Raw genomic sequence first — 20,125 nt, forward strand, 5'->3', positions numbered from 1 at the left:
GAGGTGGGCGGGATGGGTCATGCGAATGTCCCGGCGGCCCGTCTCCCCTAAGCTGGAGGCTCCATCACTTCCTCGCCGACCTCCAGCCGGATGGAGATTTTCCCTTATGGCACGCCGCACGGACATCATGGACACCATCGTCAGCCTCGCCAAGCGACGTGGTCTTGTCTACCCCTCCAGCGAGATCTACGGCGGCCTGCGCGCGTCGTGGGACTACGGCCCGCTGGGTGTGGAGCTCAAGAACAACGTGAAGCGGCAGTGGTGGAAGACCGTGGTGCAGGGGCGTGACGACGTGGTCGGCCTCGACTCCTCGGTGATCCTGGCCCGCGAGGTGTGGCAGGCCAGCGGCCACGTGGAGACCTTCACCGACCCGCTGACCGAGTGCCAGTCCTGCCACAAGCGCTACCGTGCCGACCACCTCGAGGAGTCGTACGCCGAGAAGCACGGCAAGCCCCCGGCGGGCGGTCTGGCCGACATCACCTGCCCCAACTGCGGCAACAAGGGCGCCTTCACCGCCCCCAAGCAGTTCAGCGGCCTGCTCAAGACCTACCTCGGCGCGGTCGAGGACGAGTCGGGCCTGGCCTACCTGAGGCCGGAGACCGCCCAGGGCATCTTCATCAACTACCTCAACGTGCAGCAGTCGGCGCGCAAGAAGATCCCGTTCGGCATCGGCCAGATCGGCAAGTCGTTCCGCAACGAGATCACCCCGGGCAACTTCATCTTCCGTACCCGCGAGTTCGAGCAGATGGAGATGGAGTTCTTCGTCAAGCCGGGCAGTGACGAGGAGTGGCACCAGTACTGGATCGACGAGCGCTTCCGCTGGTACACCGACCTGGGCATCACCCAGGACAACCTGCGGCTGTACGAGCACCCCAAGGACAAGCTCTCGCACTACTCCAAGCGGACCGTCGACATCGAGTACCGCTTCAACTTCACCGGCACCGAGTGGGGTGAGTTGGAGGGCATCGCCAACCGCACGGACTTCGACCTGACCGCGCACGGCAAGGCCTCCGGCACCGACCTCAGCTTCTTCGAGCAGGACAGCGGCGAGCGCTACGTCCCGTACGTGATCGAGCCGGCCGCCGGTGTGGACCGCGCCACGCTCACCTTCCTGATCGACGCCTACACCGAGGACGAGGCGCCCAACGCCAAGGGCGTCATGGAGAAGCGCACGGTCATGCGCCTCGACCACCGGCTCGCGCCCGTCAAGGTCGCGGTGCTCCCGCTCTCGCGCAACGCGGACCTGTCGCCCAAGGCCAAGGACCTGGCGGCCCAGCTCCGCCGCCGGTGGAACGTCGACTTCGACGACGCGGGCGCGATCGGCCGCCGCTACCGGCGCCAGGACGAGATCGGCACGCCGTTCTGCATCACCGTCGACTTCGACACCCTCGACGACCAGGCGGTGACCATCCGCGAGCGCGACTCGATGGCCCAGAAGCGCGTGGCCCTCGACCAGGTCGAGTCCTACCTGCGCCAGCACCTCAACGACTGAGACGGCTCGGCCCCGGTGATCGGGGCCACGTCCGCCCGGTGACGGCCGGCGACCCCGCACACGGGGTCGCCGGCCGTCGCGCTCTCCCGGTCGGCCCCGCCCCGGCCCGCTCCTGTCCCCGCCCTCGTCCCCGTCCGCCCCGGCGCCCCTTCGATGATCGACCGGAGCGAAAGACAACATAAAAACCCGCCTTACAGCGGTTTTCGGGGCCTTTTGATGACATCAGGGGGATCGTTCGTTCAACGAAGGGGGAGAACGATGACCCGCGTATCACCGTGGAAGGCCGTGCCGGGGGTCCTGGCCCTCGGCGGGGCCGTCTTCCTGCTCACCGGCAGCGCCGCTCACGCCGACCCGCGCCCCGGCGCGGTCGAGCTGCGGCTGCTCGTCGACGACTGCCCCTCCTCGACCTCCGCGACCGCCCCGTGACCGGCGACGTACACCAGGTGCCGCCCGGCACGGGCGACGGGGGCGGCACGGGTGACGACACCGGCAGGGTGCCGGAGAGCGCCGTGCTCGGGCGGGCGCTGTTCGAGGTCAAGCGTGTGATCGTCGGCCAGGACCGGATGGTCGAGCGCCTGCTCGTCGCGGTCCTGGCCCGGGGGCACTGCCTGCTGGAGGGGGTGCCCGGCATCGCCAAGACGCTGGCGGCCGAGACGCTCGCGGGGGTCGTGGGCGGCACGTTCGCCCGCATCCAGTTCACCCCCGACCTGGTGCCCGCCGACATCGTCGGCACCCGCATCTACCGGCCGTCCACCGAGGGCTTCGACATCGAGCTCGGCCCGGTGATGGCCAACTTCGTGCTCGCCGACGAGATCAACAGGGCCCCGGCCAAGGTCCAGTCGGCGCTGCTGGAGGTGATGGCCGAACGCCAGGTGAGCATCGGCGGGCGTACCCACCCGGTGCCCGCGCCGTTCCTGGTCCTGGCGACCCAGAACCCGATCGAGTCCGAGGGCGTCTACCACCTGCCCGAGGCCCAGCGGGACCGCTTCCTGATGAAGATCGAGGTGGGGTACCCGAGCGAGTCGGAGGAGCTCGCCATCCTCTACCGGATGAGCACCGACCGGCCCGTCCCGCGAGGGGTGCTCGACCCGCGGCGGCTGCTCGCGCTGCAGGCCGCCGTGGACGACGTCTTCGTCCACCACGCCGTCGCCGAGTACGCGGTCCGGCTGGTGTACGCGACCCGCGAGCCCGCCCGGTTCGGGCTGGCCGACGTCGCGCCGCTGCTGACCTACGGCGCCAGCCCCCGGGCGACGCTGGGGCTGGTGGCCGCTGCCCGCGCGCTGGCGCTGGTGCGCGGGCGCGACTACGTCCTGCCCGAGGACGTCGCGGACCTGGCCCGCGACGTGATCGCGCACCGGCTGGTGCCGTCCTTCGACGCGCTGGCCGACGACGTCTCCCCGCGGGAGATCGTGGACCGGGTGGTCGCGGCGATCCCGGTGCCCAGGGTCGCCCCCGGGCAGACCGAGGCGGCCTGATGCGGCACCTGCCGTCCGAACGGGTGCTGCGCAGGCTGGAGCTGACGGTCGTCAGGCGGCTCGACGGGCTGCTCCAGGGCGACCACCTCGGGCTGACCCCTGGCCCCGGCGGCGAGCTCGCCGAGGCCAGGCGGTACGCGCCCGGCGACGACGTACGGCGGATGGACTGGAACGTCACCGCCCGCACGGCGGAGCCGCACGTGCGTGACATGATCGCCGACCGGGAGCTGGAGACCTGGGTGCTGCTCGACGCCAGCGCCAGCATGGACTTCGGCACCGCGCTGATGGAGAAGAGGGAGCTCGCGCTCGCCGCCGTCGCGGCGGTCGGTTTCCTCACCGAGCGGACGGGCAACCGCGTCGGCACGCACATCCTGCACGGCGGCGAGGTCCGGCGCTTCCCCGCCAGGAGCGGGCGCGCGCACCTGATGGCGCTGCTCGGCACGATGTTCTCGCTGCCGCGCACCGAGCCGGGGACCCCGGCGCCGCGCCTCGGCCCGGCCGCCGACGACCTGCGCCGCGTGACGCGTCGGCGCGGGCTCGTGGTCGTCGTCTCCGACTTCCTCGACCCCCCGGAGAGCTGGGAGAGGCCGCTGCGCCATCTCGCGGTCCGCCACCAGCTCCTGGCGGTGGAGGTCGTCGATCCCCGGGAGCTGACCCTGCCCGACGTGGGCGTGCTCACGCTCGTCGACCCGGAGACGGGCCGGCGCCGGGAGATCTCCACGGCCGGTCCCCGCCTGCGCGAGCGCTACGCCGAGGCCGCCGCCGGTCAGCGGGCGGCCATCGCGGACGCCCTGCGCAGGGCCGGGGCCGCCCACCTGCGCCTGGGCACCGATCGCGACTGGGTCCGCGATCTGGTCCGCCACGTCATGGTCCAGCGCCGCCTGGCGCGGACGAGAGCCGTGAGAGGTGGTGTCGCGTGACGTTCCTTTCCCCCGTCTGGCTGTGGCTGCTGGTCCCCGCCCTGATGATCGCGGTCCTGTACGTGGTCATGTACCGGCGGCGCAGCCGGTACGCCCTGCGGTTCACCAACCTGGACCTGCTGGAGAAGCTGGCGCCCAGGACGCCGGGGTGGCGCAGGCACGTGCCCGCCACGGCCTTCATGGGAATGCTGGTGCTCCTCGTCGTCGGATTCGCGCGGCCGACGGCCGAGACGCGGGTCCCGAAGGAAGAGGCGACGATCATCGTGGCCTTCGACGTCTCCGCGTCGATGCAGGCCACCGACGTGGCGCCCGACCGGTTCACGGCGGCGCGCGAGGCCGCGCGGCGGTTCGTCGGGGACCTGCCCGCCCGCTTCAACCTCGGCCTGGTCACGTTCTCCTCCTCGGCCTCGGTGAGCGTGCCGCCCACCACCGACAGGGCGGCGGTGCTGTCGGCGATCGACCGGCTCACCACGGACTCCGGTACGGCCGTCGGCGAGGCGGTGTTCTCGTCCCTGGACGCGATCGACGCCCTGCGGAGCCGGGAGCGGCCGCCCGCCCACATCGTGCTGATGTCCGACGGGTCGAGCACCATGGGCAGGCCGCCCGAGCAGGCGGCCCGGGAGGCGACCTCCCGGCGCGTGCCGGTGTCCACCATCGCGTACGGCACGCCCGGCGGCACGATCCGGATGGGCACCCGGGAGACCCCGGTGCCGGTGGACGGCCCGGCCCTGCGGGAGCTGGCGCGCAGCACCGGCGGGGGCTTCTACGAGGCGGCCTCCGGTGACGAACTGCGGGCGGTGTACGACGACATCGGCAGCTCGGTGGGCTACCGGACCGAGCGGCAGGAGGTCTGGCCGTGGTTCGTCGGGATCGCGCTGCTCGGCGCGGTGGTCGCCGCCGGGACGTCCCTGTTCTGGTTCTCGAGGATCCTGTGAGGAGTCGATCATGGTGATGTCGCACGACCGGCCCCCCGGACTCGGACGGCCCCGGGGCCCCGGTTTCGCCCCGGGCCCCCCGCCGCCCGCGCCGCCGGAGATGCCTTCGCGGGCGGCCGGTGTGACCGCCGCCCCGGCCGTCCCCGTACGGAAGGGGAGCGGGCGTCTCCTGGCCGCCGCGGTGCTCGTCGCCGCGCTCACCGGAGGCGCGGCGGGCGTCGCGGGCGGCCGGCTGGCCGTCGGGGACGAGGCGGCTCCCGCGGCCCTGCCCCGCGCCGCCGCGGCCCCGCCCGTCCCGTCCGGCTCGCCCGGTACGGCGGGCGGCCTCAGCGGCACCGCCGCCAGGGTGCTGCCGAGCGTCGTGTCGGTCGAGTCGGGCCGGGGCGCCGGGTCGGGCTTCGTGATCGACGGCTCCGGCCACCTGCTCACCAACGCGCACGTCCTGGCCGGGAGCGCCGCGGGTGCCGGCGTCACCGTCGTGCTCGACGACGGGCGCCGCCTGCCCGCCGCCGTCGTGGGCACCGACGAGGCGTACGACCTCGCGGTGCTCAGGGTGGACGACGCCCGCGGGCTGACCGCCGCGGTGCTGGGCAGGTCCGCGGACCTCGCGGTGGGGGACCAGGTGCTGGCCGTCGGCTCCCCGCTGGGCCTGGCGGGCACGGTCACCGGCGGCATCGTCAGCGCCCTCGACCGCCAGGTGAGGCTGGGCGGGCGCGGGCAGACCGCGTTGCAGACCGACGCCTCCATCAACCCCGGCAACTCCGGCGGGCCGCTGGTCAACGCCCGGGGCGAGGTGGTCGGGATCAACACCGCGATCGCGACGCTCTCACGGCGGGGGACAGGTTCGATCGGCATCGGCTTCGCCATTCCCATCGACCGGGCGGTGCCCGTCGCCGAACGGATCATCCGGGGGTGAGCGGGGTGAGCGCGGTGGACGGGGACACGGGACGGCGGCGTCTGAGGATGACGGGGGTGACGGGGGTGACGGGGGTGAGCGGGGGTGACGGGGGTGAGCGGGGGGAACGAGAAGACGGGACGGCGGTGGCATCCGCGTTTCCGGCCGCCCACGACCTAGGTTCGTACCATGCGACTGCTCGTTGTCGAAGATGAGGAAGACCTGGTCGACGCCCTGCGCGTGGGGCTCGTCCGGGCCGGATACGCGGTGGACGTCGCCTACGACGTGGCCCAGGCGCGCGAGAAGCTCCAGGTCAACTCCTACGACCTGGTCCTTCTCGACCTCAACCTGCCCGGCGGGGACGGCTTCGAGGTGTGCCGGGCCCTGCGCGGCACCGACCAGGGCCAGGCCGTGCGGATCATCATGGTGACCGCGCGCGACCGGCTGGACGACCGGGTCAGGGGGCTGGACGAGGGCGCCGACGACTACCTGGTCAAGCCGTTCGCCTTCCCCGAGCTCCTGGCCCGCGTCCGCGCCCTGCTCCGCAGGGAGCAGGGCGGCGGGACGGCGATCCTGCAGGTGGGCTCGCTGCGGCTGGACACCTCCCGGGTGGAGAGCCACTCGAACGGGAGGGAGCTGGGGCTGACCCCCAAGGAGTTCGGGGTCCTGCACTACCTGATGACCCGTCCCGGGCACGTCGTCTCCGCCGAGGAGCTGCTGGAGCACGTCTGGGACGAGCACACCGACCCGTTCACCAACACCGTGCGGGTGACGGTGGGCAACCTGCGGCGCAAGCTCGGCACCGACGCCGTGATCGAGACCGTGGTCAGCAAGGGCTACCGGCTCAGGGAGGACACGTGAGGCCCTCTCGCATGCGCGTGAGCCATCGGCCGGAGGAGGACACGTGAGGCCCCCCGCCGCGCACGTGATCCGCCACCGCCCGCGGGAGGACGCGTGAGGTTCTCCTTCGTGCACACGATCCGCTTCCGGCTGACCGTGCTCTACTCCAGCCTGCTGTTCCTGCTCTCCGGGCTGGTCGTCGGCCTGCTGTACGTCGCGGTGGCCAGGAGCGCAGAGGAGCGCCCCTACACCGTGCAGCAGGCCAAGCTCTACAGCGTCGACACCGAGCGCTACATCGGCAAGGCCCCGGTCGTCGAGCTCGCCGAGGTCGAGAACGCGGTCAACCTGCTGACCCTGAAGACCATGCGCGACTACTCGCTCCTGACCCTGGGCGGGCTGTTCGTGGCGAGCTTCGGCATCGGCTGGGTGCTCTCGGGTCGGGTGCTGCGCCCGGTCCGCTCCATCACCAGGGCCGCCGCCGAGATCCAGGGCACGGACCTGTCGCGGCGGATCCTGCTCACCGGCCCCAAGGACGAGCTCCGCGACCTCGCCGACACCGTCGACACCATGCTCGGCCGCCTGGAGGGCGCGTTCCTGGCGCAGCGGCAGCTGATCGACGACGCCTCCCACGAGCTGCGCAGCCCGCTGGCCATCATCCGGGCCAACGTCGACGCCGTCCTGGCCTCCCCCGACAGCACCGAGGAGGAGCGGATGCGCGCGGTGGCCATCGTGGACCGGGCCACCACCCGCATGACGCGCCTGGTCGAGGACCTGCTGGCGACCGCCCGCCGTTCCGCGCCCGCGCTGGCCGACGCCGAGGTGGACGTGGGGACGCTGGCCGCCGAGGCGGCCGAGGAGTTCACCGCGCTCGCGGCCGGGCGCGGGCTGACGATCCGCAAGGCGCTGCCCTCCGGGCTGCGCGGGGTGGGGGACCACGACGCCCTGCGCCGGGCCGTGGGCAACCTGCTCTCCAACGCCGTACGGCTCGCCCCCGCCGGCAGCGAGGTCGTCGTGGCGGCGGGCCGCAGTGACGACTGGATCTGGGTGGCGGTGCGCGACGCCGGGCCGGGGGTGTCCGAGGACGACCACGCGCGGGTGTTCGACCGCTTCTGGCGCGGCAAGAGCGGCGGCGAGACGAGCGAGACCGGTGGCGGGACCGGTGGCGGTACCGGCCGCCGGGACCGGCACAGCGGCCTGGGCCTGGCGATCGTCCGCCAGATCGTGGAGTCCCACGGCGGCCACGTCCGCCTGTTCTCGCGGCCGGGCCAGGGGAGCGTGTTCGTGCTCTGGCTGCCGGCCGGGAACGGGCCCGCCGAGGGAGAGGTCCCCGACCTCAACCCCCTCGCGGACGCGGCCCCGATCACCCGCCAGGGCCGTCGTGAACGGGCGTGAATGCCGGTGGAATTGGTGTATACCAATTGGTGTAAACCAATTCTTGTGATGGTCTGAGTTGTCGTTCGTTCGATCTTAATTTGCATTGGATTAGACCGGTGAACATGTTCTGAACTGCGGCTATGTCGTTCCTGGTGATGGGTGCCGATTCATCGGCCGATTCGTCTGTAGAGTCCGGGGAGAGGCGGGACCATACGTCGTTTTTGAAGCCGTAGGAAGCCGTAGAAGGAGCGACCGTGCCCAAGTACGTTTACGACTTCACCGAGGGAAACAAAGATCTCAGAGACCTGCTCGGCGGCAAGGGGGCGAACCTCGCCGAGATGACCAATCTCGGGCTGCCGGTGCCCCCCGGCTTCACCATCACGACCGAGGCGTGCCGGAGCTTCCTGGCGAGCGGCGTCCTGCCCGAGGGGCTGGAGGAGGAGATCGCCGGGCACCTGGCCGCGCTGGAGACCGCGATGGGCCGCAGGCTCGGCCAGGCCGACGATCCGCTGCTGGTCAGCGTACGGTCCGGGGCCGCGTTCTCCATGCCCGGCATGATGGAGACGGTCCTCAACATCGGGCTGAACGACGACTCGGTCCACGGGCTGGCCAAGCAGGCCGGCGGCAACGAGCGCTTCGCCTGGGACTCCTACCGGCGCCTCATCCAGATGTTCGGCAAGACCGTCCAGGGCATCGACGGCGAGCTGTTCGACGACGCCCTGGAGCGGCTCAAGGACGGCCGCGACGACCTGGAGCTGGATGCGGCCGACCTGCGCGCCCTGGTCGCGACGTACAAGGAGATCGTCCGCGCGCACACCGGGGAGGACTTCCCCGCCGACCCGCACCTGCAGATGCGCATGGCGGTGGAGGCGGTGTTCTCCTCCTGGAACGCGCCGCGCGCCGTGCTGTACCGCCGCCAGGAGCGCATCCCGGCCGACCTGGGCACCGCGGTCAGCGTCTGCTCCATGGTGTTCGGCAACTGCGGCATGGACTCCGGCACCGGGGTCGCCTTCACCCGCGACCCCGGGACCGGCCAGCAGGGCGTGTACGGCGACTACCTGCAGAACGCGCAGGGCGAGGACGTGGTCGCGGGCATCCGCAACACCCTGCCGCTGCAGGAGCTCCGGACCATCGACCGCCCCGTCTACGACGAGCTCATGCAGACCATGCGCACCCTGGAGGAGCACTACCGCGACCTGTGCGACATCGAGTTCACGGTCGAGCGCGGAAAGCTGTGGATGCTGCAGACCCGCGTGGGCAAGCGCACCCCGGGCGCCGCGTTCCGCATCGCCGTGCAGCTCGTCGACCAGGGCGTCATCGACCTCGACGAGGCGGTGACCCGGGTCACCGGCGACCAGCTCGCCCAGCTGATGTTCCCCCGCTTCGCCGAGGACACCGGCAGCACGGTCATCGCCAGGGGGATGAACGCCTCACCGGGCGCGGCCGTGGGCAAGGCCGTCTTCTCCACCGACCGCGCCGTCGAGCTCGCCGCGCAGGGCGAGGCCGTCATCCTGGTACGCCGCGAGACCAACCCCGACGACCTGGCCGGGATGATCGCCGCCCAGGGGGTGCTGACCAGCCGGGGCGGCAAGACCTCGCACGCCGCCGTGGTCGCCCGCGGCATGGGCAGGACCTGCGTCTGCGGCGCCGAGGCGCTGGAGGTCTCGGCCGCCGACCGCACGTTCACCGCCCCCGGCGGCGTGATGGTCTCCGAGGGGGACGTCATCTCCATCGACGGCACCAGCGGGACCGTGTACCTCGGCGAGGTGCCCGTGGTCCCCTCCCCGGTCGTGGAGTACTTCGAGGGCTCGGGCGACCGGGACGACGAGCTGGTCCGCGCGGTGCACCGGCTCATGACCCACGCCGACGAGGTCCGCAGGATGGACGTGCGCGCCAACGCGGACACGGCCGAGGACTCGGCCAGGGCCCGCAGGTTCGGCGCCCAGGGCATCGGCCTGTGCCGCACCGAGCACATGTTCCTCGGGAAGCGCCGCAGCCTGGTCGAGGACCTGGTGCTGGCCGGCACCGACGAGGAACGGGACCGGGCGCTGGCAGCGCTGGAGCCGCTGCAGAAGGAGGACTTCACCGCCATCTTCCGGGCGATGGAGGGACTGCCGGTCACCGTCCGCCTGATCGACCCGCCGCTGCACGAGTTCCTGCCCGACTTCACCGAGCTGTCGGTGAAGATCGCCCTAGCGGGGGACGAGGCGCCGGAGAAGGACCGCAGGCTGCTGGTCGCCCTCAAGCGTCTCCACGAGGAGAACCCCATGCTGGGCCTGCGCGGGGTGCGGCTCGGTCTGATCATCCCCGGCGTGTTCGCCATGCAGGTCCGGGCGATCGCCGAGGCGGCCAAGGCCGTGCCGGGCAGCCGTCCCGAGATCATGATCCCGCTGGTGGCCGCGGTGCAGGAGCTGGAGCACGTCAGGGACGAGGCGCGGGCGATCCTCGCCGAGGCCGGCGTCGAGGCGCTGATCGGCACGATGATCGAGGTGCCGCGCGCCGCGCTGACCGCCGCCCAGATCGCCGAGGCCGCCGAGTTCTTCTCCTTCGGCACCAACGACCTGACCCAGATGACCTGGGGCTTCTCCCGGGACGACGTCGAGGCCGCGTTCTTCGCGAAGTACCTGGAGCTGGGCGTCTTCGGCGTGTCCCCGTTCGAGACGCTGGACACCGACGGCGTCGGCAGGCTCGTCGAGATCGCGGTGGAGCAGGGCCGGAGCACCCGTCCCGACCTCAAGCTGGGCATCTGCGGCGAGCACGGCGGCGACCCCGACTCGATCCACTTCTGCCACCGGGCCGGCCTGGACTACGTGTCCTGCTCGCCGTTCCGCATCCCGGTCGCCCGGCTGGAGGCCGCCCGCGCCACCCTGGCCTGCGCCGGGTCCGACACCCGCTGACCGGGCGGGCCTCCCGAGGCTCCGCCCCCTCTCGTCCCTCACCCGGCCCGGTCGCCCCCGTCCGGCCCGATCGCTTCCCGGGCCGGACGAGGGGGCGCTCGTGGCGCTCGTACCCCCGGTAACCAGGTGTTTTCTCGCCGTTCGGCATGAGGCGGGCCTTTCGCGGATAAAATCACTGCACGTATGCACCGTTATGACGAACACGATCAGGCCAGGTGGGTGCCGGAACCGCCCGGCAACCCGGGAAGAGGCCCGTTCCAGCGCGACCGGGCGCGGGTGCTGCACAGCGCCGGGCTACGGCGGCTCGCGGCCAAGACGCAGGTCGTCGGCCCGGGGGAGACCTTCGGCGGCGGCCAGCACATCCCCCGTACCCGCCTGACCCACTCGCTGGAGTGCGCACAGGTCGGCCGGGAGATGGGCGAGGCGCTCGGCCGCGACCCCGACCTGATGGAGACCGCCTGCCTGGCCCACGACCTGGGTCACCCGCCGTTCGGCCACAACGGGGAGACGGCGCTCAACGAACTGGCGAGCGGCTGCGGCGGCTTCGAGGGCAACGCGCAGAGCCTGCGCCTGCTGACCCGGCTGGAGGCCAAGGTCGTCACCGAGGACGGCCGCAGCGCCGGGCTCAACCTGACGCGGGCCTGCCTGGACGCCGCCGTGAAGTACCCGTGGACCCGCGAGCGGGGAGCCAAGTACTGCGTCTACGACGACGACATGCCGGTCTTCGAGTGGATCAGGCAGGGGGCGCCGGAGGGGCGGGTCAGCTTCGAGGCCCAGATCATGGACTGGGCCGACGACATCGCCTACTCGGTGCACGACCTGGAGGACGCCCTGCACTCCGGTGACGTGGTGCTGGAGGCGCTGCGCGACCCGGTGGAGCGCCGCGACGTCTGCGCCACCACCCGCGACTGGTACGCCCCCGACGCCGAGCCCGGGGAGCTGGAGGACGTCTTCGTCCGCCTGACCGCCCAGTCGCTCTGGCCTCGCCACTTCGACCGCTCGCTCGCCGACCTGGCCGCGATCAAGAGGCTCACCAGCTCGCTCATCGGTCACTTCTGCAGGTCGGCCGAGTTCGCCACCCGCGAGGCGTACGACCCGGCCGCCGGGCGCCACGGCGCGGACCTGATCGTGCCCAGGACCACCCGGCTGGAGTGCGCGCTGCTCAAAGGCGTCACCGCCCACTACGTGATGACCAGGGACGAGCACAACGCGAACCAGGCGCGGCAGCGCGAGCTGATCCACGACCTGGCCCACCAGATCATGCTGGGCGCCCCCGGCACCCTGGAGCCCGCTCTCAGGCCCGCGTTCGTCCGGGCGTCCGGCAACGCCGGGCGCCTACGCGTGGTCATCGACCAGATCGCCTCGCTCACCGACACCTCGGCGGTCGCCTGGCACCGCCGCCTGTCGGGCCGCTGACCGGCCGTCCGCTCCCGGCACCCCGCGAGGACCGGACGGATCCCCCACCCGAAGGACGAACATGAACGCACGCTCCGAGGCGGGAGGCCGTCTCACCGCCCTGGGCACCCAGCTGCTCGAGGTGCACGTCTGGCTCCGCGAGATGCTGGAGGACCTCGAGGACGGCATCGACGACTACTTCGACGGCAGGGGACTCCCGCCACGGGACCTGCGCGCGCACTGCCTGTCGTTCTGCACGGCGCTGACGCGCCACCACACCGGCGAGGACGGCGGCGCGTTCCCGGCGATCGCCGAGGAGTACCCCGAGCTGCGCAAGGTGCTCTCCGACCTGCGCACCGACCACAACCACCTGGACTGGCTGATGGGGAACCTGCGCAAGCTCCTCGACGCCCTGCCGGAGCGACCGGACCCGGCCACGGCCTCGAAGGTGCGCGAGGAGGTGGGAGCGCTGTCGGCGGTCATGCGGACGCACTTCATCTACGAGGAGAAGAAGCTCGTCTCCGTGCTCAACGCGATGGACGTCCCCGAGTGGCGCGAGAACCGGCCCGGCTTCCTCCTGACCGACGACGAGGACGACTAGGACGATCAGCGTGACGGGGACGGGGACGCGTTCGCCGGCGTCCCCGCGCACCGGCGGGACGACGCCCGCGCCACCCGCGCCATCGTGCCCGCGACGACCCTGTCAGCCGACGCCGCCGTCGCCGCCCAGGGTGATCTGCTCGGGCTCCTCCGGCGTCGGCGAGGGCCTGGGCTTCTTCTTGGCGGGCTGCGGCTTGGACGCGCACAGCGTGAAGCAGCGCGGGGCCGCTCCCGTCCGGTTCATCACGGCCTGCATCTCCTCCCGGGGCGAGAGCGTGGGGTTGCCCTTCAGCCACGCGTCCAGGTAGTTCCACGGGTTGACCATGCCGCGGCGGACCCACCAGAGCTGAGGGGAGGTCTTCCAGGAGATCGCGAAGTAGAGGTTGCTGGCGGTGGAGCGCGCGTTCCCGGAGTTGCCGATGCGGCCGAGCGTCTGCCCGGCGCCGACGCGCACCCCCGGCCTGATCCCGTCGGCGACCTCGTCCAGGTGGCCGCCCAGGTAGCGGACCCCGTCGTCGCCGACGACCGTGACGAACCGGCCCTCGCGGTCGGCGCCGCGGTCGGTGGAGGGCTTCCACCGGTTCTTGGTGTTGACCTCGTCGACCACCCCCGACACCGGTGAGACGAACGCGCAGCCCTTGCCCGCCCAGATCGTGGTCTTGGGCAGCACCAGCAGCCGGCTCTGGTAGTTGACCGAGCAGCCCTTGACCGGGAAGACGTAGCTGTACTTGGAGAGCTTCGGTGGCGGGACCCGCACCGGCGGGTCGGCCTTGGGGCGGTCGACCGCCGTCTGCGGGACGGGTGTCGGCGTCGAGTCCGGGATGGTCGCGGTGACCGAGCCGGGGGTCCCGGCGGCGCTCTCCGCCCCGGGCGTCGGGGGCGCCGTGCCGATGCCGGCCACCCCGCCCGGGGAAGCGCAGCCTCCGGTGACGAGCACCGCGCCGGTCACCGCGGCCAGTCGTGCCATGTGCCGCGATCGCATGATCTCCACCCGCGTACAGTATCGAGAATTCGCTCTTACCTTTGTAACCGACGTCATGGTTGGTCATGACCTCTTCGGGAAAGTCATCGTTCCTCCTGCCCCCGCCACCCCGTCCGTACCGTCCGGGCTGTCGGGGGCTGTCGGGGAGCCGGACTAGACTCGCGGCGTGGCAGGCCGGATCAGTGACGAGGACATCGCGCTCGTACGGGAGCGCTCACCGATCGCCGACATCGTGGGCGAGCACATCCAGCTCCGCAACGCGGGCGGCGGCAACCTGAAAGGGCTCTGTCCCTTCCATGACGAGAAGAGCCCGTCGTTCAACGTGACCCCCACCCGGGGGTACTGGTACTGCTTCGGCTGCGCCGAGGGCGGTGACGTCATCACCTTCGTCCGGCGCCTGGAGCACCTGTCGTTCGGCGAGGCCGTCGAGCGGCTGGCGAACAGGGCGGGCGTCCAGCTCCGCTACGAGCAGGGCGGCTACGTGCCCGGCCGCGAGCAGGGCGAGCGCAGCCGCCTGATCGAGGCCCACCGGGCGGCGGCGGAGTTCTACGTGTCGAAGCTGTCGGCCCCCGACGCCGCGCCCGGACGCCGCTTCCTGTCCGAACGGGGCTTCGAGCGGGTCGACGCCGAGCGCTTCGGCGTCGGGTACGCCCCGGCCGAGTGGGAGGCGCTGGCGCGGCACCTGATGGGCCGGGGCTTCACCGCCGCGGAGCTGATCAAGGGAGGGCTGGCCAAGGAGGGCCGGCGCGGCCCGATCGACCGGTTCCGGGGCCGGCTGGTCTGGCCCATCCGCGACATCACCGGCGACGTCATCGGGTTCGGCGCGCGGAAGCTGAACGACGCCGAGGACGGCCCGAAGTACCTGAACACCCCCGAGAGCCCGCTCTACCACAAGAGCGAGGTCCTGTACGGCATCGACCTGGCCAAACGCGAGATCTCCAAGCGCTCCCAGGCCGTGATCGTCGAGGGCTACACCGACGTGATGGCCTGCCACCTGTCCGGGGTGCCGACGGCGGTGGCCACCTGCGGCACCGCGTTCGGCGAGGAGCACATCAAGGTGCTCAGAAGGCTGCTGCTCGACCAGTCGGGCTCGCACGGCGAGGTGGTCTTCACCTTCGACGGCGACGCCGCGGGCCAGAAGGCGGCGCTGCGCGCCTTCGCCGACGAGCAGAAGTTCGTCACCCAGACCTTCGTCGCGGTGCAGCCCGACGGGCTCGACCCCTGCGACCTGCGCGTCCAGCACGGTGAGGCGGCCGTGCGCGACCTGATCGCGGCCAGGGAACCGCTCTTCGCGTTCGCCATCCGCAGCGTGATCTCCAAGTTCGACGTGAGCACCAACGAGGGAAGGCTCTCCGCCCTGGACGCCGCCGCCCCGATCGTGGCCGGCATCAAGGACAGGTCCCTGCGCCAGCTGTACGCCGTCGACCTCGACCGGTGGCTGGGGTTCAACAACGAGCGCTTCGTGATGGACCGGATCGCCGAGATCTCCACGGCGGCCCGGCCGCGCGCCGAACGCCCCACGGGCCCGCGCCGGGTCGCCGACCTCACCGACCCCGGGGTGCGGACCGAGGCCGAGGTGCTGCGGCTGGCCGTCCAGCGTCCCGCGCTGCTCGGTCCCCGCTTCGAGGCGGTGGGCCCGGAGGCCTTCACGCTCCCCGAGCACGTGGCCCTCTACCGGCTGATCGCCGACTGCGGCGGCACCGCCGCGGCCGGGCAGGGCGGCCGCGAATGGGTCGACCTACTGCTGGGCAGGGCCGAGGACTCCCTGCGCGGGATGGTCACCAGGTTCGCCGTGGAGGAGCTGCGGGCCGACCTGGCGAGCGAGGAGCGCTACGCCTCGGCCATGCTGGCCGCGCTGGAGCTGGTCTCGGTGGCGCGGGCCATCGAGCAGCTCAAGTCGAAGATGCAGCGGACGAACCCGGTCGAGGAGCAGCAGGAGTACAACCGGCTGTTCGGCGAGCTGGTCGCACTGGAGCAGCAGCGGCGCGTCCTGAGGGAGCGCACCGCCGCGAGCTGACGGCGTAATTTGCTTTAATGTCCATCCGCCGATTCCGCCAAACCTTAATAAGGTCTCGATCCGATAAGGAACAGGGCCTTACCTCCGGTGACAAAAATAGGTCTGCCATTTAGGGGATCCAATACAGCAGACTGTCTCCCGTGGGTGCATCGGTGCTGCCAAGTGGGCCGCCATCGGTAGACCAGGTGGCCGACCTCGTCGCGAAGGGAAGAGAGCGCGGAAGCGTCACGGTCGATGACGTGGCCGCCGCTCTCGACAGATCCGAGCTGCCGTCCGACGCGCTCGAGCGCGTCGTCCGCATGCTCGCCGAACAGGGTGTGGAGGTCCTCGAGCCCCAGGGCGACGAGGAACCCGCCCGACCCGATGAGGAGGATGTCGGTAAAAGGGCGCCGACCAGCGATCTCGTCCGCATCTACCTGCGGGAGATCGGCCGGGTGCCCCTGCTCACGGCCGAGGAGGAGGTGGAGCTCGCCAAGTCGATCGAAGCGGGCCTGTTCGCCGAGGACAAGCTGACCAGCGTCGTCTCACGCCTGGGGTTCCCGGAGTTCAGGGAGCTCGTCTGGCAGGGGACGCGGGCCAAGCAGCGGCTGATCGAGGCCAATCTCCGGCTGGTGGTGTCAATCGCCAAAAGATATGTGGGACGCGGCATGCTCTTCCTGGATCTCATCCAGGAGGGCAACCTCGGGCTCATCCGGGCGGTCGAGAAATTCGACTACACCAAGGGCTACAAGTTCTCCACATACGCCACCTGGTGGATTCGCCAGGCGATCACCAGGGCGATCGCGGACCAGGCGCGCACCATTCGCATTCCGGTGCACATGGTCGAGACGATCAACAAACTGGTACGCGTCCAGCGCCAGCTCCACCAGGATCTGGGCCGCGAGCCCGCCCCGGAGGAGATCGCCCTGGAGATGGACCTGCCGATCGACCGGGTGATCGAGATCCAGCGGATCGCCCAGGAGCCGGTCTCCCTGCAGTCCCCGATCGGGGAGGAGGACTCCGACCTCGGCGACTTCATCGAGGACGCGGACGCGGTCGTGCCGATGGAGGCCGCCGCCTTCATCATGCTGCAGGACCAGCTCGACGACATCCTCGCGACCCTGTCGGACCGGGAGCAGCGCATCATCCAGCTGCGCTTCGGGCTCGCGGACGGGCATCCCCGTACGCTGGAGGAGGTCGGCAGGGAGTTCGGGGTGACCCGGGAGCGCATCCGGCAGATCGAGTCGAAGACCCTCGCCAAGCTCCGCCACCCGACCAGGGCGCAGATGCTGCGCGACTATCTCGACTGAGGCACCGTCCCCGGTGCCCCGTCAGGGCCGGCGACCCGGCGTTCCGCCCGGTCGCCGGCCCGTCGTCGCTCGTCGCCCGGGGGCCTTCCGCGAGCCGCTCTTCCAGCAGTCCGGTCTTCCCGCGAGCCGCTCTTCCAGCTGCCCGGTCTTCCCGTGATCCGGGTCGGCCTTTCCGGGATCCGGGCCGGTCTTCCCGGGATCCGGGCCGGTCTTCCCGCGATCCGGGCCGGCCTTTCCGGGATCCGGAGCGGCGCCCCCGTGGTCCGGCGCGGTCCGGGCCGGTTTCCGGCCGTTCCGGGCTGTTCTCCCGGCCGATACAGGCGCAGACTGGGCGGATGGAGTCGCGAGCGGCGGTGGACGACGCGGCGCTGGGGCGCGAGGCATGGGCCGTGCTCGACGCGAACTGGACGGGGTCCGTCACCGTCCCCGCCCCCGGCCTCTACCCGCACCAGTGGAACTGGGACTCCACCTTCGTGGCGATCGGCCTGGCCCGCCGGGACACTCGCAGGGCCGGGACCGAGCTGCTCAGCCTGCTGGCGGGGCAGTGGGGCAACGGCATGGTGCCGCACATCGTCTTCCGGCCCGTCCGGGCGGAGGTCTACTTCCCCGGGCCGTCGGTGTGGCGCTCCCGGGAGCACCGCTCGGCCCCCAACGGGGTGGGCACCTCGGGGCTGACCCAGCCGCCCCTGCAGGCGCTGGCGCTGTGGTGGATCTGGCGGCACGCGGCCGACCGCGACACGGCCGCGGCCCTGGTACGGCGGCTCTACCCCATGCTGGTCGCCCAGCACGACTACCTCGCCACGGTCAGGGACCTCGGCGGGGCCGGGCTGGCCGCGATCGTCCACCCCTGGGAGTCGGGAATGGACGACAGCCCCGTCTGGGACGCCCCGCTGGAGGCGCTGCCGATGACCGGGGCCCCGTACCGGAGGGCGGGGGGATCCTGCGGCGAGGGGCGGCCGGGCGGCCACCACGACCCCTTCGTCACGCTCGCCCTGCGCTACCGCGACTCCGGCTACGATCCGGCCTACCTGCGCGACGAGCACCCGTTCGCGGTCGAGGACCCGATGTTCAACGGCATCTGGCTCGCCTCCTGCCAGGCCCTGGCCGAGCTGGCGCCGGTGGCCGGCGCGGACGCCGGGCCGCACCGGGCGGCGGTGGAGCGGATCCGCGCCGGACTGCTGGAACGCCTGTGGGCCGACGGCCTCTTCCGCGCCCGCGACCTGCGCGGCGGAGGGCTCAGCCCGGTCTGCACGGTCGGGTGCTTCGGGCCGCTGCTGGACCGGGAACTGCCCGCGGACCGGGTCGCGGAGCTGGTGGGGGTGCTGGAGTCGGCCCGCTTCATGGGGGCGGCCGGGTACCCGGTGCCCAGCTGCGAGATCCGCGCCCGGCAGTTCGACCGCTCCCGCTACTGGCGCGGGCCGTCCTGGGTGAACACCAACTGGCTGCTGCGCCGGGCCGCGACCGTCCACGACCTGACGGGGCTGGCCCGGATCCTCGGGGCGAGCACTCTGCGCCTGGTACGGCAGGCGGGTTTCCGCGAGTGCTTCGACCCCTTCGACGGCAGCGGCCGGGGCAGCAGGGACTTCTCGTGGTCGGCGGCGCTCACCCTGGACCTGCTCGCCGATACCGTGGAGGAATGAGGCTCTTCAACCGCATGCCCTCCGAGGTCCGCGCGGCCGTCGTCCCGGGTGACCGGGTGCTCACCTACGCCGGAGGGCCGGACGGCTACGTGATCGCCGCCGACCGGGCCCTGTACCTGGGGGACGTGCGCCTGCCCTGGTTCCAGGTGGACCGCGGCACGTGGGACGAGGAGGGGCTGACGGTCGTCACCACGGACGGGCGGTCGCACCGGGCGCTGCTGCCCGAGCCGGGCCGGATCCCCGAGGCCGTACGGGAGCGGGTGACGGCCTCGATCGTGGTCAACCAGTACGTCCCGCTGGACGCCCGCGGGGGAGTACGGCTGGTGGCCAGGAGGGCCGAGGCCGACGAGCTGGTCTGGGAGCTCGTCTTCGACGCCGGTCTCGACCCGGACGACCCGGGCCTGCGAGCCCTGGCCGAGCAGGCGCTGGAGGAGACGCGCCGCAGCTTCGGCGTCTGAACGGGACCCGGCGGGTCTCCGGCGTCCGGACCGGTCCTGGGACGCCCCACGGACCCGGAACGGCTCCGTACACGCGAAAAGGCCCCCGAGGGGGCCTTCGCACCTGCGGGCCGCTCCCGGCCCGAGGGTCCGGAAGCGGCGTCGGGGATCAGTACGGCGCGGAGGTCCGCTGGTTCTCCGGCCAGCCGGTGCCGGTCTCGTCCACCTCGTCGCCGTGCCAGCCGTTGGCCGACTTCAGGAACGGCAGCCGGTTCTTGGCCACGTCACTGACCTTGTCCTTCGCCACGCCGGTGGCCCTGGAGACCTTGGCGCCCACCAGACCGGCGGTCTCCTGCACGGACGGGTTGTCGGAGACCCGCTGGGCCATCCGCTTGATCTGCTCGTAACGCTCCCGTCCGGCACGGCTCCCCAGGACGTACCCGGCCGCGAATCCCACACAGAACATCATCCGATAACGCATGTCCACCTCCACAAGCTGTTCCGCCGGACCCCGTGATGCGATCACCTGCGGATCGCCACTCGTCCCGCCCCTACCCCGGAGTATCGATGCGACACACACCCATGGAGTGCGCTAATCTATTCCTGCGCCGCAAGGAACGGGGAACATCCGCTCCGACCAGCGCAAAGCGCGATCCCGTGTAGCTCAATCGGCAGAGCAGCCGGCTGTTAACCGGCAGGTTATAGGTTCGAGTCCTATCGCGGGAGCCATCACGAAGGCCCCGGAAGCCCCGCTTCCGGGGCCTTCGGCGTCTCGTATCCCGATTCAGCGGACAAAGCACGGCGAATCACAGAAAATGAGATCGCCGTGCCCGGGCCCCGTGATCGCAGCGGATGGACCGGCGCGCGGCTGCCGCGGACCACACCGATCGCAGCGGGGAAGGGCCGCCGCGTTCAGGGCACCGTGCCGCCCGGAACG

General features: G+C 71.7%; 17 protein-coding genes and 1 tRNA gene. 16 read left to right on the plus strand and 2 right to left on the minus strand.

Annotated elements, in window-relative coordinates; all coding sequences use genetic code 11:
* Window positions 1-106 precede the first annotated feature (106 nt).
* From ACIBCT_RS21885 to ACIBCT_RS21935, 11 genes are all read left to right on the plus strand, one after another.
* Window positions 107-1,492 carry a glycine--tRNA ligase gene (locus ACIBCT_RS21885; protein ID WP_399191213.1) on the plus strand — a complete coding sequence of 462 codons (1,386 nt, stop codon included), beginning with the start codon at window positions 107-109 and terminating at the stop codon, window positions 1,490-1,492.
* Window positions 1,493-1,750: 258 nt separating this feature from the next.
* Window positions 1,751-1,918, plus strand: coding sequence for a hypothetical protein (locus tag ACIBCT_RS21890; RefSeq protein ID WP_399191215.1), 168 nt, complete (start codon window positions 1,751-1,753; stop codon window positions 1,916-1,918).
* Complete coding sequence (locus ACIBCT_RS21895; protein WP_399191217.1) at window positions 1,915-2,967, plus strand: AAA family ATPase; 1,053 nt, start codon at window positions 1,915-1,917, stop codon at window positions 2,965-2,967. The genes ACIBCT_RS21890 and ACIBCT_RS21895 overlap by 4 nt, the downstream gene beginning before the upstream one ends.
* Window positions 2,967-3,887 carry a DUF58 domain-containing protein gene (locus ACIBCT_RS21900; RefSeq protein ID WP_399191219.1) on the plus strand — a complete coding sequence of 307 codons (921 nt, stop codon included), beginning with the start codon at window positions 2,967-2,969 and terminating at the stop codon, window positions 3,885-3,887. The genes ACIBCT_RS21895 and ACIBCT_RS21900 overlap by 1 nt, the downstream gene beginning before the upstream one ends.
* Complete coding sequence (locus ACIBCT_RS21905) at window positions 3,884-4,822, plus strand: VWA domain-containing protein (protein ID WP_399191221.1); 939 nt, start codon at window positions 3,884-3,886, stop codon at window positions 4,820-4,822. Before ACIBCT_RS21900 ends, ACIBCT_RS21905 begins: the two co-directional genes overlap by 4 nt.
* A 100-nt stretch (window positions 4,823-4,922) precedes the next feature.
* Window positions 4,923-5,738: a S1C family serine protease gene (locus ACIBCT_RS21910; RefSeq protein ID WP_399191223.1), complete on the plus strand. Its 816-nt coding sequence runs from the start codon at window positions 4,923-4,925 to the stop codon at window positions 5,736-5,738.
* Between the two features lie 168 nt (window positions 5,739-5,906).
* A complete protein-coding gene (locus tag ACIBCT_RS21915; protein ID WP_344898446.1) occupies window positions 5,907-6,578 on the plus strand; it encodes a response regulator transcription factor in 672 nt (223 codons plus the stop codon).
* 93 nt (window positions 6,579-6,671) lie between these two features.
* Window positions 6,672-7,949: a sensor histidine kinase gene (locus tag ACIBCT_RS21920; protein WP_399191225.1), complete on the plus strand. Its 1,278-nt coding sequence runs from the start codon at window positions 6,672-6,674 to the stop codon at window positions 7,947-7,949.
* Between the two features lie 236 nt (window positions 7,950-8,185).
* Window positions 8,186-10,828: a pyruvate, phosphate dikinase gene (gene ppdK, locus ACIBCT_RS21925; protein ID WP_399191227.1), complete on the plus strand. Its 2,643-nt coding sequence runs from the start codon at window positions 8,186-8,188 to the stop codon at window positions 10,826-10,828.
* A gap of 183 nt (window positions 10,829-11,011) precedes the next feature.
* Window positions 11,012-12,244 carry a deoxyguanosinetriphosphate triphosphohydrolase gene (locus ACIBCT_RS21930; protein WP_399191229.1) on the plus strand — a complete coding sequence of 411 codons (1,233 nt, stop codon included), beginning with the start codon at window positions 11,012-11,014 and terminating at the stop codon, window positions 12,242-12,244.
* Between the two features lie 61 nt (window positions 12,245-12,305).
* Window positions 12,306-12,824 carry a hemerythrin domain-containing protein gene (locus ACIBCT_RS21935; protein WP_399191231.1) on the plus strand — a complete coding sequence of 173 codons (519 nt, stop codon included), beginning with the start codon at window positions 12,306-12,308 and terminating at the stop codon, window positions 12,822-12,824.
* A 102-nt stretch (window positions 12,825-12,926) separates the two neighbouring features.
* Here the strand turns inward: ACIBCT_RS21935 and ACIBCT_RS21940 are convergent, their stop codons facing one another.
* The gene (locus ACIBCT_RS21940; protein WP_399191283.1) at window positions 12,927-13,805 is read right to left on the minus strand and encodes a peptidoglycan DD-metalloendopeptidase family protein; all 879 of its coding nucleotides are present in this window, start codon (window positions 13,803-13,805) and stop codon (window positions 12,927-12,929) included.
* Window positions 13,806-13,971: 166 nt separating this feature from the next.
* Here ACIBCT_RS21940 and dnaG point away from each other — a divergent pair, with 166 nt between their 5' ends.
* The 4 genes from dnaG (at window position 13,972) to ACIBCT_RS21960 (ending at window position 19,209) form a co-directional block, all read left to right on the plus strand.
* A complete protein-coding gene (dnaG, locus tag ACIBCT_RS21945; RefSeq protein WP_399191233.1) occupies window positions 13,972-15,822 on the plus strand; it encodes a DNA primase in 1,851 nt (616 codons plus the stop codon).
* A gap of 185 nt (window positions 15,823-16,007) precedes the next feature.
* Entirely contained in the window at window positions 16,008-17,111 is a 1,104-nt protein-coding gene (rpoD, locus tag ACIBCT_RS21950; RefSeq protein ID WP_344898432.1) for an RNA polymerase sigma factor RpoD, read from the plus strand.
* Window positions 17,112-17,446: 335 nt separating this feature from the next.
* Entirely contained in the window at window positions 17,447-18,751 is a 1,305-nt protein-coding gene (locus ACIBCT_RS21955; RefSeq protein ID WP_399191236.1) for an MGH1-like glycoside hydrolase domain-containing protein, read from the plus strand.
* Window positions 18,748-19,209 (plus strand): hypothetical protein, encoded by a 462-nt coding sequence (locus ACIBCT_RS21960; protein ID WP_399191238.1) that lies wholly within the window; start codon window positions 18,748-18,750, stop codon window positions 19,207-19,209. Before ACIBCT_RS21955 ends, ACIBCT_RS21960 begins: the two co-directional genes overlap by 4 nt.
* Window positions 19,210-19,357: 148 nt before the next feature.
* Here the strand turns inward: ACIBCT_RS21960 and ACIBCT_RS21965 are convergent, their stop codons facing one another.
* Window positions 19,358-19,669 carry a YtxH domain-containing protein gene (locus ACIBCT_RS21965; protein WP_344898427.1) on the minus strand — a complete coding sequence of 104 codons (312 nt, stop codon included), beginning with the start codon at window positions 19,667-19,669 and terminating at the stop codon, window positions 19,358-19,360.
* Between the two features lie 172 nt (window positions 19,670-19,841).
* On the opposite strand from ACIBCT_RS21965, the gene ACIBCT_RS21970 reads away from it, so the two are divergent.
* Window positions 19,842-19,917: transfer RNA gene (locus ACIBCT_RS21970), tRNA-Asn, on the plus strand.
* The last annotated feature ends 208 nt before the right edge of the window (window positions 19,918-20,125 follow it).

This window comes from Streptosporangium sp. NPDC050855, assembly GCF_044456585.1.
Taxonomy (GTDB): domain Bacteria; phylum Actinomycetota; class Actinomycetes; order Streptosporangiales; family Streptosporangiaceae; genus Streptosporangium; species Streptosporangium longisporum.